This is a genomic window from Microbacterium sp. TW_SC_2, from assembly GCF_055361165.1.
On sequence record NZ_CM143952.1, the window covers coordinates 2,277,050 to 2,291,109 of the forward strand.

The 14,060-nt window shown below is 70.1% G+C and carries 11 protein-coding genes; 1 reads left to right on the forward strand and 10 read right to left on the reverse strand.

Annotation, left to right across the window (positions count from 1 at the left end; genetic code table 11):
* Positions 1-34 precede the first annotated feature (34 nt).
* The 9 genes from ACWA14_RS10825 to rsmI form a co-directional block, all read right to left on the reverse strand.
* A complete protein-coding gene (locus ACWA14_RS10825; protein WP_463793281.1) occupies positions 35-1,576 on the reverse strand; it encodes a molybdopterin-dependent oxidoreductase in 1,542 nt (513 codons plus the stop codon).
* A gap of 139 nt (positions 1,577-1,715) precedes the next feature.
* Positions 1,716-2,885 carry a glycoside hydrolase family 1 protein gene (locus tag ACWA14_RS10830; RefSeq protein WP_463793283.1) on the reverse strand — a complete coding sequence of 390 codons (1,170 nt, stop codon included), beginning with the start codon at positions 2,883-2,885 and terminating at the stop codon, positions 1,716-1,718.
* Positions 2,886-2,927: 42 nt separating this feature from the next.
* Positions 2,928-4,646, reverse strand: a complete 1,719-nt coding sequence (locus ACWA14_RS10835) for an ABC transporter ATP-binding protein (RefSeq protein ID WP_463793285.1) — start codon at positions 4,644-4,646, stop codon at positions 2,928-2,930.
* 5 nt (positions 4,647-4,651) lie between these two features.
* Positions 4,652-5,566: an ABC transporter permease gene (locus ACWA14_RS10840; protein WP_463793288.1), complete on the reverse strand. Its 915-nt coding sequence runs from the start codon at positions 5,564-5,566 to the stop codon at positions 4,652-4,654.
* Positions 5,563-6,543 (reverse strand): ABC transporter permease, encoded by a 981-nt coding sequence (locus ACWA14_RS10845; RefSeq protein ID WP_463793290.1) that lies wholly within the window; start codon positions 6,541-6,543, stop codon positions 5,563-5,565. The genes ACWA14_RS10840 and ACWA14_RS10845 overlap by 4 nt, the downstream gene beginning before the upstream one ends.
* Positions 6,540-8,204, reverse strand: coding sequence for an ABC transporter substrate-binding protein (locus tag ACWA14_RS10850; protein WP_463793292.1), 1,665 nt, complete (start codon positions 8,202-8,204; stop codon positions 6,540-6,542). Before ACWA14_RS10850 ends, ACWA14_RS10845 begins: the two co-directional genes overlap by 4 nt.
* Before the next feature lie 141 nt (positions 8,205-8,345).
* Positions 8,346-9,449 carry a LacI family DNA-binding transcriptional regulator gene (locus ACWA14_RS10855; protein ID WP_463793296.1) on the reverse strand — a complete coding sequence of 368 codons (1,104 nt, stop codon included), beginning with the start codon at positions 9,447-9,449 and terminating at the stop codon, positions 8,346-8,348.
* Between the two features lie 76 nt (positions 9,450-9,525).
* The gene (locus ACWA14_RS10860) at positions 9,526-10,155 is read right to left on the reverse strand and encodes a class I SAM-dependent DNA methyltransferase (RefSeq protein ID WP_463793298.1); all 630 of its coding nucleotides are present in this window, start codon (positions 10,153-10,155) and stop codon (positions 9,526-9,528) included.
* On the reverse strand, positions 10,152-10,973 hold the full coding sequence (gene rsmI, locus ACWA14_RS10865) for a 16S rRNA (cytidine(1402)-2'-O)-methyltransferase (protein WP_463793302.1): 822 nt from the start codon (positions 10,971-10,973) through the stop codon (positions 10,152-10,154). The genes ACWA14_RS10860 and rsmI overlap by 4 nt, the downstream gene beginning before the upstream one ends.
* Before the next feature lie 35 nt (positions 10,974-11,008).
* Here rsmI and ACWA14_RS10870 point away from each other — a divergent pair, with 35 nt between their 5' ends.
* Positions 11,009-12,562: a dolichyl-phosphate-mannose--protein mannosyltransferase gene (locus ACWA14_RS10870; RefSeq protein WP_463793304.1), complete on the forward strand. Its 1,554-nt coding sequence runs from the start codon at positions 11,009-11,011 to the stop codon at positions 12,560-12,562.
* Between the two features lie 18 nt (positions 12,563-12,580).
* Here ACWA14_RS10870 and ACWA14_RS10875 read toward each other — a convergent pair whose 3' ends face one another.
* Entirely contained in the window at positions 12,581-13,954 is a 1,374-nt protein-coding gene (locus tag ACWA14_RS10875; protein ID WP_463797433.1) for an amino acid permease, read from the reverse strand.
* Positions 13,955-14,060 lie beyond the last annotated feature (106 nt).

The window sequence follows — 14,060 nt, forward strand, 5'->3', positions numbered from 1 at the left end:
GGTTACGCGCCGTCGAAACGGTCGCGATCGCCCCTCAGCTCACCGTCACGTCGACGCGATGCCAGCCCTGCGCGCCGTCGGGCGCCGGGGCGGCCGGCTGAGAGGTCTGGGTGTCGCCGTCGACGCTGATCGCGCGGCATTCGATCGTGTGCCGCCCGCTCTCCGCCGTCCACGGGATGCTCCACTGCACCCAGGTGTCGGCCGAGATCGCCTCCGCGAGGTCGGCGCGCTGCCACTCCCCCTCATCGACGCGGACCTCGACCCCGGCGACCCCGATGTGCTGCTGCCACGCCATTCCGGCGATCACCGCGTCGCCCGCCTCGACCGGCCGGCCCCCACGGGGCACATCGATGCGCGACTGGAGCTTGATCGGACCGCGCTCGGACCACCCGCGCGGCGTCCAGTAGGCCATCGCGCGATCGAAGCGCGTGACCTCGAGCTGCGTGACCCACTTCGTCGCCGACACGTAGCCGTACAGGCCGGGGACGACCATCCGCACCGGGAATCCGTGTTCGACCGGCAGCGCGTCGCCGTTCATGGCGATGGCCAGCAGCGCGTCGCGCTCGTCGGTGAGGGCCTCCAGCGGGGTGGAGGCGGTGAAGCCGTCGGCCGAGGTCGACAGCACCATGTCGGCGTCGGCCTGCACGCCCGCGCGGGCCAGCAGTTCGCGAATCGGGTGCCCCAACCAGAGGGCGTTGCCGATCAGGGAACCGCCCACCTCGTTCGACACGCAGGCGAGCGTGACGTGCGACTCCGTCATCGGCAGGGCGAGCAGTTCGTCCCAGGTGATCGTGACCTCGCGATCGACCATGCCGTGGATGCGGAGCGACCAGTCCGCCGGATCGACCTGCGGCAGGACGAGAGCCGTGTCGATCCGGTAGAAGTCGACGGTCGGGGTCACGACGGGGGCGAGACCGGGGATGCCGAGCTCGGCGGCGGCGGGCACGGGCGCTGCCGCGGCCGTCGGTTTCGGCAGCCGCAGCGCCTCACGCACGGCCTCGATCGACCGGGATGCCCCGCGCGCCACGTTCCCGACCGCGAGCGCGACCAGACCGGCGGCCGCTGTGCCGGCCGTCCAGAGGAGGAAGCGGCGGCGGTCGTCATGGTCCGGGGCGAAGCCCGCGATCGGACGGAGTCTGCGTGTCAGCATCCGCAGCGCGACGACGGCGACGACGGCCGCGACCAGCCCCGGCAGCCACGCGAACGGTCCCGCGCCGGGGCGGATCATCGCGACCACGAGCGCCAGCACGCCGAGACCGCCGAGGATCACCGATCCCACGCCGACCCGCCAGGACTCGAGGATGCCGGCTGCCGCCGCGACGGCCCCGAGGACCACGGCGATCCCCGTGAGGAGGGCCGCCTTGTCGCCCGTGCCGAACAGCGCGATCGCGGTGTCCTTCGCCCAGCTCGGCGCGAGATCGATCAACCCGCTCCCGATCACGCCGAACGGGCTCGCGCGGGGTTCGACGACGGCGGCGACGAGCTCGGCCAGGCCGACGGCGACGACCGCCGCGCTCAGCCCCGCCGCCGCCGAGCGGAGCCTCTCACCGCGAGTCGTGCGGGTCTCTTGCGTCATGAACCGAGCGTAACCCCGTCCCACGCCCACCCGGCTCGGCCTCGTGCGCCTCCCTCGGCCGAATCGCGGGGATTCGGCCGAGGGAAGTGCGATCGGACGAGGGAAGCCGAGCAGAGCGGGGGCGGGCAGCGGGGCCGGGTCAGAGGCCGTTGCGCCTGGCGACCTCTCCCAACCAGGCGAGCGAGGGCTTCGGCGAGCGCTCGAACGTCTCGTGATCGAAGCCGATCAGGCCGAACGTCGGCGCGAAGCCGCTGGCCCACTCGTAGTTGTCGAGCGCGCTCCAGTGCTGATAGGCCCGCACATCGATGCCGTCGGAGATCGCGCGATGCAAGCCCTCCAGCGCTCCCTGCGTGTAGGCGATGCGGCGCGTGTCGTCGGCCGTGGCGATGCCGTTCTCGGTGACCAGGACCGGCACGCCGCCGCTGCGCTCCCAGGCGCTGCGCACACCCAGCTCGAGCGCCTCGGGGAAGAACTCCCACCCCGTGAGCGTGGTTTCCACGTCGTCCGCGACCTGGCGTGGCCCCTCCGGACCGATGAAGGTGCGGGTGTAGGCCTGCACGCCGACGAAGTCGTCGCCGGCGGACTGCTCCAGATACCAGTGGTCACGGGGGTCGCCGTACGCGGCGAGCATCTCGTCGGCACCGGGCTCGCCGGTGGAGTGGAAGGCCTGCGTCGCGATGGTCCAGCCCGCCTGCACGCCGGAGACCGAGTGCAGGATGTCGGATGCCCGGCGGTGCGCCGCGAGCAGGGTGTCGGCGACCGCGAGATCGGGGTTGGGGAGGCCGTAGGCGACGAGATTCGCGGCATCCTCTCCCCCGGCGAGCATCGCGGCGATGTTGGGCTCGTTGATCGTGCACACGTAGGTCACGTCGTCGAGGATCGGGAGCACGGTCTCGACGTAGCGCGCGAACAGATCGACCGCGTCATCCGCGCGCCAGAAGCCGTCCTTCTGGAACCACTGCGGCACCGTGAAGTGCATCAGGGTGACGGTGGGGTCGAGGCCGTGCTCGCGTGCGGTGTCGATCATGCGGCGATAGTGGTCGAGCATGGCGCGCGAGACGAACCCGCGCTCGGGCTCGATCCGTGCCCACTCCACCGAGAAGCGGTAGGAGTTGAGCCCCGCCTCGGCGAGCAGGCGCATGTCCTCCGGGTACCGGTGGAAGTGGTCGGCGGCGTCGCCCGAGGGCTCCACCATCGGCGAACCGGGAGCGTGCTCCATGGTCCACCAGTTGCTGGTCGTGTTGTTCCCCTCCACCTGATGGGCTGCGGTCGCAGCGCCCCAGAGAAAGCCGTCAGGGAATGTGAGCACGAGTGCTCCTCTCTTTCGAGTTCGCGAGTGTCGGGTACGTGACTATCGGGTTCGGGCCGGGTTGGGCACGGCATCCAGCAGCTGGACCGTGTACGGATCCTCGGGATGCTGCAGCACCTGGGAGGTCTCGCCGCGCTCCACGACGCGTCCGCTGTTGAGCACGAGGATGTTCTCGGTGACGAGTCGTGCGCTCAGCAGATCGTGCGTGATGTAGAGCATGCTGATGCCCCACCGCTCGCGGAGATCCTCCAGCAGCGCCAGCACGCCGGCGCGCAGCGAGACGTCGAGCATCGACACCGGCTCATCCGCGATCAGCACCTGCGGATCGCTCGCGAGAGCACGGGCGATCACGACGCGTTGCCGCTGTCCGCCCGAGAGCTGATGCGGCAGCTTCGCCGCGAACTGCTCGACCGGGGTGAGCCCCACCGTCTCCAGCAGTTCCAGGACCCGCGCCCTGGCCTCCTGACCTCGGAGCGGCGTGTAGTTGCGGATCGGACGGCTCAGCGCGTACTCCACCGTGTGCAGCGGATTCAGTGCCGAATACGGGTCCTGGAACACCATCTGCACGTCCTTGCGCAGGTCGCGCAGGCCCTTCCGGCGGAGGGTGGCGACGTCGACGTCGCCGAAGCGCACGGTGCCCGACGTCGGCTTCTCGACGCCGGTGATCAGCTTCGCGAGGGTCGACTTGCCCGATCCCGATGCCCCGACCAGCGCGAGCGCCTCGCCCGGTTCGAGCCGGAACGACACCTCGTCGACCGCGGTCACGGGCTGCTCGCCGCGGCGGGGCGCGGGATAGTGCTTCGACACCCCCTCGACGACGATCGCGGCGTCCGCGCGGCGGGTGTCGCGCGGAGACACGGTGGGGACCGTCTCGGTGACATCCGTGCGCGCACGGCCCTCGCGGCGCCGGGTGCCGAGATCCACGAAGCCCGGGATGGAGATCGTCTCCGCCCGCGGGTCGGCATAGTGGCTCAGCAGCATCCGCGTGTACTCGTCCTGCGGATTCTCCAGGATGTCGCGGCTCGAGGCATCCTCCACGATGCGCCCCTCGTGCATCACCATCACACGGTCGGTGGCCTCCATCACGATGCCGAGGTCATGGCTGATCAGGATCGCCGTGAAGTGCTCGGCCTGCTGCAGGTCGCGGATCGTGTCCATGACGGCGTGCTGGACGAGCACGTCGAGCGCCGTGGTCGGCTCGTCGAAGACCATCAGCTGCGGCTCGAGCGAGAGAGCGAGGGCGATCGACGCTCGCTGGCGCATACCACCAGAGAGCTCGCCCGGGTAGCGCGAGAGCACGGCGGCGTCCAGGCCGACCTTGCCGACCAGCTCCCGGGCACGCGCCTCGCGGGCGTCCTTGGGCACATGCCCGTGCGCCGCGAAGATGTCCTGGAAGTGGTTGCCGACGGTGCGGACCGGGTTGAGCGCGTTCATGCCCGATTGCAGCACCATCGCGAACCCGCCCTGCCGCTGGCGGCGGAGCTCCTCCGCATCGAGCTCGCGGATGTCGCGGCCGCCGAACAGGATGCGTCCGCCGCTGATGCGCGCCGGCGGCTTCTGCAGCCGCGTGAGCGCGAAGCCCAGCGTCGACTTGCCCGAACCGGACTCGCCGACCAGACCCACGAACTCGCCGCGGCGCAGGGTGAACGACACGTTCTCGACCGCGGTCACCGGGGTGGTCCCCGGCGAGGCGTACTCGACCGAGAGTCCCCGCACGTCCAGCAGCACGTCGCTCTCGCGCACGTCGATGTCCTCACTCATGGCGGTCATCGTCCCTTCCCTTCTCGCAGGCGCGGATTGGAGATGCCGTCCACGCCGAAGTTGATCAGCGTGAGGCTCAGTGCGAGCAGCGCGATGCAGAGACCGGGGGCGAACAGCAGCAGCCACTGGCCGGTCAGCAGGGAGTTGGAGTTCTGCGCCCAGTAGAGCATCGTGCCCCAGCTGACGATGCTGGAGTCGCCGAGGCCGAGGAACTCGAGCCCCGCCTCGGCGAGGATCGCCGCGGTCGCCGCCCCGAACAGGGTGCCGGCGATGATCGAGGTCATGTTCGGGAGGATCTCCCGGAAGACGATCCGCGCCCGGCTGTCGCCGGAGAACTGCGCCGAGGTGACGAAGTCGTTCCCGCGGAGCGATTGGGTCTGGCTGCGCAGCACACGCGCGCCCCACGCCCATCCGGTCACCACGATCACGGCGATGATCATCAGGATGCCGCCGTTCTGGAGATACGCGGCGATCACGATCATGAGCGGGAGTCCGGGGATCACCAGGAAGAGGTTGACGATGAAGCCGACCACCTCGCCGGCGAAGCCGCGCATGTACCCCCAGCTGAGACCGATCAGGACAGCGACGATCGTGGAGAGGAGTCCGGCGGCCATGCCGACCAGCAGGCTGATCTGCGCGCCGTAGATGAGCTGACTGAGCACGTCCTCCCCGGCCGCGGTGGTACCGAGCCAGTGGGCCCACGAGGCGTCGGCGTTGCGTTCGAAGCCGTTGTCCTTCGCGCCGTACGGCGCGATCAGCGGCGCGAACACCGCGACGATCACGAACAGACCGAGGATGCAGAGTCCGAGTCGCGCCTTGCCGTTGGACCACAGCGTGCCCATCATCCGGCCGAACGCGCGCCACGGGCTGGGAGCGGCGATCCGCTCGGCGGGGATCTTGACGTTCATGGTGGAGGTCATCGGCGGGTCCTTGGGTCCAGCACGCCATACAAGATGTCGACGAGGAAGTTGGCGATGAGCACGCTCACGGTGATCATCAGGAAGAGCGCCTGCATGAGCGGATAGTCCTGTCCGATCACGGCGTTGAAGAGCAGGTACCCGATACCGGGGTAGCCGAACACCTGCTCGACGAGGATCGATCCGCCGACCACGCCGCCGAGCGTGAGCCCGAAGCCGGTGAGGTTCGGCAGGATCGCGTTGCGCGCCGCGTACCGCAGGGCGATCGTTCGGCCGCGCAGACCGTTCGCCTCGGCGAAGGTCACGTAGTCCTCTCCGAGGGTGTTGATCATGGCGTTGCGCATGCCGATGATCCACCCGCCGAGCGAGGTCAACAGGATCGTGAGCGCGGGGAGCACGGCGTGCTGCACGAGGTCGCCGATGAATTCCCCCGTGAAGCCCGGGGTCGTCGTGGCGGCGTAGGCGCCGGTCGTCGGGAACCAGTGCAGCACGTAGCCGAGGAAGAAGAGCAGCAGCAGCGCGGTCCAGAAGTACGGGAAGGTGCTGAGGAACGAGCCGGTCAGCGTCGGCAGCGAGTCGAGCCAGGTGCCGCGACGCCAGGCGGCGGCGACGCCGATCAGGGTGCCGAGCACGAAGGCGAGGATCGTGACGATGCCCACGAGGCCGATCGTGTACGGGAGCGCGGTCGACACCATGCTCGACACGCTCTGGGGATAGAACGTGTACGAGACGCCGAAGTCGAGCCGGGCGACCTGACCGAGGTAGGTCACGTACTGCTCCCAGATCGAGCCGGTCGGCACGCCGAGCTGCGCCTCGATCGCCGCACGTGTCGCGTCGGAGACCGGGCCGTTCTGGGAGAGCTTCGCGATCGCCGCATCCGCCGGGGAACCGGGCATCAGGCGAGGGAGGAAGAAGTTCAGCGTGATCGCGGCCCACAGGGTGAGCAGGAACAGACCGATCTTCTGGAGGACGTAGGTCACTTGTCCTCTCCCTTCACTCGCTCGAGCCGCGTGAAGATCATCAGCGGAGCGGAGTCGTAGTTCTGCGGGATCATGTACGGATCGTCCGCCGTGGGCCAGCCGGTGAACTTGGCGTCGCTGAACAGCCCCCAGATGCCGCCGTAGTAGAGACCGATCACGGGCAGATCGTCGTAGACGATGCCCTGCAGCTCCCTCACGATCTCGGCCTGACGGGCGGTGTCGACGGTCTCGCGGTACTCCGCGAGCAGGGCGTCGGCCTCGTCCGATCGGTAGCGCTCGAAGTTGTTCGCCGTGGCCTCTCCCGAGGGGACGTAGAACTCGCTCGAGAGCAGGTTGTTGAAGGCCTGGTAGACGTCGCCGTTGCCCATGCCGCCGATCGCCATCTCGAAGTCGCCGTTGCTGATCGCGCTCTGGTAGCCCGCGGGTTGCGGGAGCTTGAGCGTGACCTTCACGCCGACCGCGGCGAGCTGGCTCTGCACGGTCTGCGCGGCGCGGGTCCAGTCGGTGAAGCCGTTGGCCGTGGTGAGGGCGAACTCGAGCTGCGTGCCGTCCGCACCGACGAGCCGGTCGCCCTGCAGCGTGTACCCCGCCTCGGCGAAGGCCGCGAGCGCGGCATCCGTGTCCTCCGTGATCATGCCCTGGTCGGGGATGCTCGGGTCGAGGTACTCCTCCTGGTTCGGCAGGATGAGGCCGGTCTGTCCGGCCGGCTCCATGTACCCCTCGGAGGCGGTCTCGGCGATCTCCTCGCGGTCGAGGGAGAGCGCGATGCCGCGGCGCACGTTCACGTCGTCGAAGGGCGCGACTTCGAGGTTCGGCATCAGCGCGATCACGCCGCCCGGCGGGAACCACCAGGCGTTGTGCTCGCTCGCGGCACCCCAGGTGCCCTCGACGTCGGAGATGAAGGAGTACGCCCAGTCGTAGCCTCGACTGACGGTGTCGAGCTGCGAGTTCGTCGAGGGCAGGATGATGTGCTCGACCTCGATCTTCTCCGCCTGCCAGTAGTCGGGATTCTTGTCCATCGAGTACTGCTGGTCGTTGTAGTTGCCGAGCACGAACGGCCCGGTGCCGACCGGCTCCTCGTTGCGGAACGTGCCGGGGTCTTCCACGTCGGCCCAGAGGTGCTCGGGGACGATCATGGTCTGGCCGAGGATCGACAGCGAGGGGGCATCGTCGGTCTGCAGTCGCAGGATGACGTCGCTCCCCTCGGTCTCGACGCTCTCGAGGTGCTGCCAGGCGCCCTTGATGTCGAGCGACGGGTTGTCCTTCAGGAGCTGGAACGTGAACGCCACGTCGTCGACGGTGAGGTCTTCGCCGTCGCTCCACTGCACGCCGTCGCGGACCGTCATGATGATCGTCCGGGCGTCGGGCTGCGACCACTCGGAGGACAGCCACGGGTTGAGCGTGCCGTCGAGCGGGTTGACCAGGATCAGCGGTTCGTACATCCACCGCGACGCCGTCCGCGTGTTGGTGAGATACGGATTGAAGTTCCGCGTGAAGAACGGGTTGCCCTTGTCGGCGTTGATCAGCATCGTGTCGGCACCGATCGAGGGATCGGGCTGCGATGTGATCTGGATGCTGCATCCGCTGAGCACGACGGCCGCAGCCGCCAGTCCTACGATCGCGGCTCTCCGCCAGCGTCGGAGCATGGGCGTCTTCGCCACACTGCCACCTCATGTCGTCTCTGTCATGAAGGGCGCCACGCGATCGGAACGCCCTGCGGCCGGTGCCGCATGACCGATTGTAAGCGCATACATTTCGGATGCGCAACCGGTCTCCCCACCGCCGGCGTTCCCGAGGGCGTCTTACTCGGGCCGCTGCGAGCTCTCCCGGAGCAGGATCTGCAGGGGCAGTCGCACGGTGGCCGGCGCCGCATCAGGCTGCTCGAGACGGCGTCCGAGCAGCTGGACCGCGGCCCGACCGAGGTCGATCAACGGCTGGCGAACCGTGGTCAGCGGCGGGGTCGACAGCGCGGCGGCCTCGAGTCCGTCGAAGCCGGTGATCAGCACGTCATCCGGCACCCGCAGCCCCGCGGATCGGAAGGCGTCGAGGGCCCCGAGCGCCATCTGATCGTTCGCGGCGATCAGCGCCGACGGGGCGCCACCCGCGATCAGCGTCTCCGCCGCCGCGCGCCCCGATGCGCGGGTGAAGTCGCCGCGGAGCACGGTCACGTCGTCGAGCGCGATTCCCGCGTCCGCCACCGCCGCGGCGAACCCGTCCCAGCGCTGCACGCCGTCCGGGGAGTCCTCGGGCCCGGCCAGGAAGGCGATGCGCGCGGGATCGGCCTGCGCCAGCACGAGGCGGGTCAGCTCGGCCATGGCCTCGGTGTTGCTGACGGTGACGTGGTCGTAGTGGTCTCCGCGTGGCGGCCCCGACAGCACGACGACCGGGATGCGCTGCGCGAGCCGCGCCAGCACATCGTCCGGCACGCTCTGCGCCAGGACGATGAGACCGTCGACCCGCCCCGCCATGTCCCGTACGGTCGAGCGCGAGGGGTCATCGCGCCCGACGCCGATCATGAGCACGAAGCCCTGCCGCCAGGCCTCCAGTTCGGCACCGCGCAGCACCTCGTCGAGGAACAGCAGGGTCGGGTGGGCTTCCGGGTCGGCTGCGTCCCGCGTCACCGTGAACGGCGGGAGCGCTCCGTGCTCGTCCGCCAGCACGTCGAACAGCGGAGCCTCCTCCGAGGCGTCGAATCCGGGGAAGTACAGCCCGAGCACACCCGTGCGGCGCTCGGCGAGTCCCCGCGCACTGCCGCTGGGCACGTAGCCCAGCTCGACGACGGCATCCATCACCCGTTCCCGGGTGGCGGGGCGCACGGCATCCGGGGAACGCAGCACGCGCGACACCGTCGCGATCGAGACGCCCGCACGGTCGGCGACGTCGTAGACGGTCGCTCTCTTGGTCACGCTCGATCCTTCCCGGAAGTGTGTGCCCCAGGCTACCCGCGCGAGCGGATGCCGACGGCAAGGCCACGAGCACCCGTCAGGAGCGCCGTGCGATCACATGTCCGTGCGCGCGCCGGCTGATCTCGCCGGGAGCGCGGTCCCGACGCTCCCGCCCGACGACCTCGAAGCCGGCGGACGACAGCTCCGCCGCGAGGGCCTCGGCGGACCAGAAGAACGCCGGCGCGACGGCGTGGGCGAACGGCGCGCGGGCTTCCCCGTCGAAGAAGCCGATCAGGATGCTGCCGCCCGGAGCGACGGCGCGGGCGAACTCCCGCAGCACGCCCGGCAGGTCGGCCGGCGGGGTGTGGATCAGGGAGTACCACGCAAGGATGCCGCCGAGCTCCCCCTCCTCGACGGGCACGGCCCGGAAGGAGGCTCGCGTGAAGGACGTGTGGGGGAACCGCGCCCGGGCCGCGGCGAGCAGCCCCGTCGAGACGTCGATACCCGACACGGAGCGGTTCCCCTCCCCCAGGAAAGCCGTCCAGTGGCCGGGTCCGCAGCCCGCGTCCAGGAGAGCTCCGGATGTCTCGTCGCGCCACCGCCCGATGACCAGGCGGTCCCGTTCGTCCATCTGCTCGAGGGCGCCCGCAGCGCGGACGTACTCCTGCGCCCGGTCGTCATACGCGCGCGCGACGCGGCCGTCGGCGCCGGCGTCCGGCGTCGTCACCGTGTGCGGGCCGCCAGCGCGGCCTGGTACAGATCGCGGGACGACAACCCGGTGGCGGCCGCCACCTCGGCGCACGCCTCCTTCAGGCGGATGCCGTCGGCCACGAGCGTCTGCACCTGGAAGAGGGCGTCCTCCGGCGAGGACTCCCGGTGCGGGGCTCCCTCCACGACCACGACGATCTCGCCCTTCACCCCGTCCTTCGCCCAGGCGACGAGCTCGGATGCCGTGCCCCGGCGCACCTCCTCGTAGAACTTCGTGAGCTCGCGGCACACCGCGATCCGCCGCCCGTCGCCGAACGCGCCCCCCATGTCGGCGAGGGACGAGGCGAGACGCGCGGGCGACTCGAAGAACACCATGGTGCGCGGCTCGGCGGCGAGAGCGCGCAGCGTGGAGCGGCGCTCCCCCGGCTTGCGCGGCAGGAATCCCTCGAACGTGAAGCGGTCGGTGGGAAGACCGGAGATCGCGAGCGCCATCAGCACCGCACTCGGACCCGGGATCGCGGTGACCGTGATGCCCTGCGCCACGGCCTCGGCCACGAGCCCGTATCCCGGATCACTCACCGTCGGCATGCCCGCGTCGCTCATCACGACCACGTCGTTCTCCGCGGCGAGCGCCGCGAGCTCGGCGGCCTTCTGCTTCTCGTTGTGATCGTGCAGGGCGATGAGGCGCGGGCGATTGCCGATCTGCAGCGCCTGCAGGAGCCGCTGGGTCGTGCGAGTGTCTTCCGCGACGACGATCTCGGCGTTCTCGAGCACCTCGATCAGGCGACGGGAGGCGTCGCCGAGATTGCCGATCGGAGTCGCAGCGAGGATGATCATCCGCTCAGCTTAGGCGCGTTGTCTAGGCTGGACCGGTGACCGCCCCCGCGCCCCTGCTGCCCGCCCCCGACGCACGGTCGACGCGTTACGGGGAGCTGCGCGATCGCATCCTCGACGGCGCGCGGTCGAGCAGCACCGTGCGCTGGCTCGCGCCGCTGCTCGTCACCGCCCTCGGTGCCCTGCTGCGGGTGATCAACGTCGGGCACCCGCACCAGCTCGCGTTCGACGAGACGTACTACGTCAAGGACGCGTGGTCGCTGTGGACGCTCGGCTACGAGGGTACGTGGGGCGAGGGGGCGAACGAGGCCTTCGTGACGCTGCAGGACCTGCCGCTGTCGGAGACCGGATCGTTCATCGCACACCCCCCGCTCGGGAAGTGGCTGATCGCTCTCGGCATGGCGATCGGAGGCCCGGACGACAGCATGGGCTGGCGACTGGCCACCGCGCTGCTCGGGTCGGCGTCGGTGCTGCTCGTGTATCTGATCGCCCGTCAGCTCACCGGCTCGGTGGTCGTCGCGAGCGTGGCCGGCCTGCTGCTGGCGGTCGACGGACTCAGCATCGTGATGAGCCGGATCGCGCTGCTCGACGGCATCCTGACCTTCTTCCTCCTGCTGGGCGTGCTGTTCGTGCTGTGCGACCGACGACGCACGATCCCCGCCCTGCAGTGGCGCGACCCCGACTCCCCCGACGCGTACTGGGGCCCGCTGCTGTGGCGTCGCCCGTGGTTGGTCGCGGCCGGACTGGCGCTGGGGGCCGCGTGCGCCGTGAAGTGGTCGGGCCTGTACGCGCTCGCCGCCTTCGGCCTGTACGTCGTGGTGACGGATGCCCTCGCCCGACGCCGCCGCGGCGTCATCCTGTGGCCCACGGATGCCGTGTTCCGGCAGGGTCCGGTGTCGTTCCTGCTGATGGTCTTCCCCGCGCTCGCGGCGTACCTGATCAGCTGGACCGGGTGGTTCGTCACGGCGGGCGGCTACGACCGGCAGAGCGATGCGAATCCCCTGGTGGCGCTGTGGAAGTACCATCAGGCGATGCTCGGCTTCCACGTCGGTCTGAGCAAGGGACACCCGTACGCGAGCCCGGCGTGGGAGTGGCCCTTCCTGCTGCGCCCGACCGCGATCTGGGTGGGTCCCGATGCGAAGGACTGCGGCACCGACCATTGCATCGCCGTGATCACCGCGGTGCCGAATCCCCTCATCTGGTACGCCGGTGTCGCGGCCGCCGTCTTCCTGCTGATCCTGGTGGTGCGGGGCTGGGTGCAGCGCCGGCCGGTCTTCGCGGAGGTCAGCGTGCCCCTGGTCGGGCTCGCGGCGACCTACGTGCCCTGGCTGCTGATCCCCGAGCGCACGATCTTCCAGTTCTACACCGTCGCGATGATGCCGTTCCTCGTGATCGCGCTCGCGGTCGCCCTTCGCGCGATCGCGGGGAGGCGCGAGGATCCGCTGTACCGGCGTCAGGCCGGCGAGCGCACCGTGATGGTGTTCCTGGCGTTCGTGCTGCTGATCTCGGCGTTCTTCTACCCGCTGTGGACCGGCATGAGCGTGCCGTACGACTTCTGGCGCCTGCACAACTGGCTCCCCGGCTGGATCTGAGCCGGGCGCGCGTCGGGTCTACCCAGCGGAGGCGCGCACGCCTGTCATCCGGGCGACCAGGAGCAGTGCGCCCGTGAGGGCGAGCGTGAGGAGCAGCTGCCCTCGAGCCGCGGGGTCGATCATGCCCAGCGCGATCACACCAGCCAGCAGGGCGAGGCACAGCCACGACAGCCAGGGGAACCCCCACATGCGCATCGGCAGCGCCGCTCCTGCGCGATCGGCGCGGCGGCGCAGGACGATCTGCGACACGGCGATCGCGATCCAGGTGACCAGCAGCGTCGATCCGACGACGTTCAGCAGCGCGGGCAGGACGACATCGGGGAAGGCACCGTTCAGACCGACCGTCACGAAACCGAACGACACGGAGGCCAGCACGGCCACGTACGGCACGCCCTTCGCGCTGACGCGGGTGACGCGGTGCGGCGCGAGGCGGCGCTCGCCGAGCGAGAACGCCATGCGCGAGGCCCCGTAGATGTTCGCGTTCATGGCCGACAGCAGGGCGACGACCACGATCAGCGACATCACCAGGTCGACCCCCGGCACCCGGATCGTGGCGAGGACGGCCGAGAAGGGACCGTCGAGCACGGCAGGGTCGTTCCAGGGCAGCACGGTGACGATCACGAAGATCGAGCCGATGTAGAACACGAGGATGCGCACGAGCACCTCACGCACGATGCGGCGGATGTTGCGGGCCGGATCGTCGGATTCGGCCGCGGCGATCGCGACGACCTCGGTGCCCCCGAAGGCGAACACCACGATGAGGAGTGCGGCGGCGATACCGGTCACGCCGTTCGGCGCGAACCCGCCCTCCCCGATCAGGTTCCCGATGCCGGTGGCCGGCACCCCGGGGACCAGCCCGCCGATCGCGCAGACGCCCACGATGAGGAAGGCGATGATCGCGGCGACCTTGATCGCCGCGAACCAGAACTCGAAGCGGCCGTAGTTGCGCACCCCGAACAGGTTCACCGCCGTGAGGGCCACCACGAAGACGAGCACCCAGGCCCAGGCCGGGTTGCCGGGCACCCATCCGGCGATGATGCCGGCAGCGCCGGTCGCCTCCGCCGCGATCACCACGATGAGCTGGATCCAGTACAGCCACCCCACCGCACTCCCGGCACTGCGGCCCATCGCCTCCTGCGCGAACGCGCTGAACGCCCCCGAGCTCGGACGCGCCGCGACCATCTCGGCCAGCATGGCCATCACGAGGATCACGATGGCGCCCGCGACGAGGTAGGAGATCAGCACGGCGGGACCGGCGAGTCCGATCGCCTGCCCGGAGCCCACGAAGAGGCCGGCGCCGATCGCGCCGCCGAGCCCCATCATCGAGATCTGTCGGCGCGTGAGGCCGGGGTGCAGTCGCTTCCCGGCATCCGTCGTGGCGCTCGCGGTCATGCGGGTCGTGCGGGTGGTGCTGTCGGGCACGTCGATCCTCTGGGTGCGATCCGGTGGCGGCCCGAACGGCGGCGCCTGCTGTCGCGCAACCCTAGACCGGATCCGG

Bases quoted from the DNA above. Each gene is read 5' to 3' on its own strand.
- ACWA14_RS10825 (WP_463793281.1), bottom strand. From the start codon at position 1,576: ATGACGCAAGAGACCCGCACGACTCGCGGTGAGAGGCTCCGCTCGGCG.
- ACWA14_RS10835 (WP_463793285.1), bottom strand. From the start codon at position 4,646: ATGAGTGAGGACATCGACGTGCGCGAGAGCGACGTGCTGCTGGACGTG.
- ACWA14_RS10840 (WP_463793288.1), bottom strand. From the start codon at position 5,566: ATGACCTCCACCATGAACGTCAAGATCCCCGCCGAGCGGATCGCCGCT.
- rsmI (WP_463793302.1), bottom strand. From the start codon at position 10,973: ATGATCATCCTCGCTGCGACTCCGATCGGCAATCTCGGCGACGCCTCC.
- ACWA14_RS10875 (WP_463797433.1), bottom strand. From the start codon at position 13,954: ATGACCGCGAGCGCCACGACGGATGCCGGGAAGCGACTGCACCCCGGC.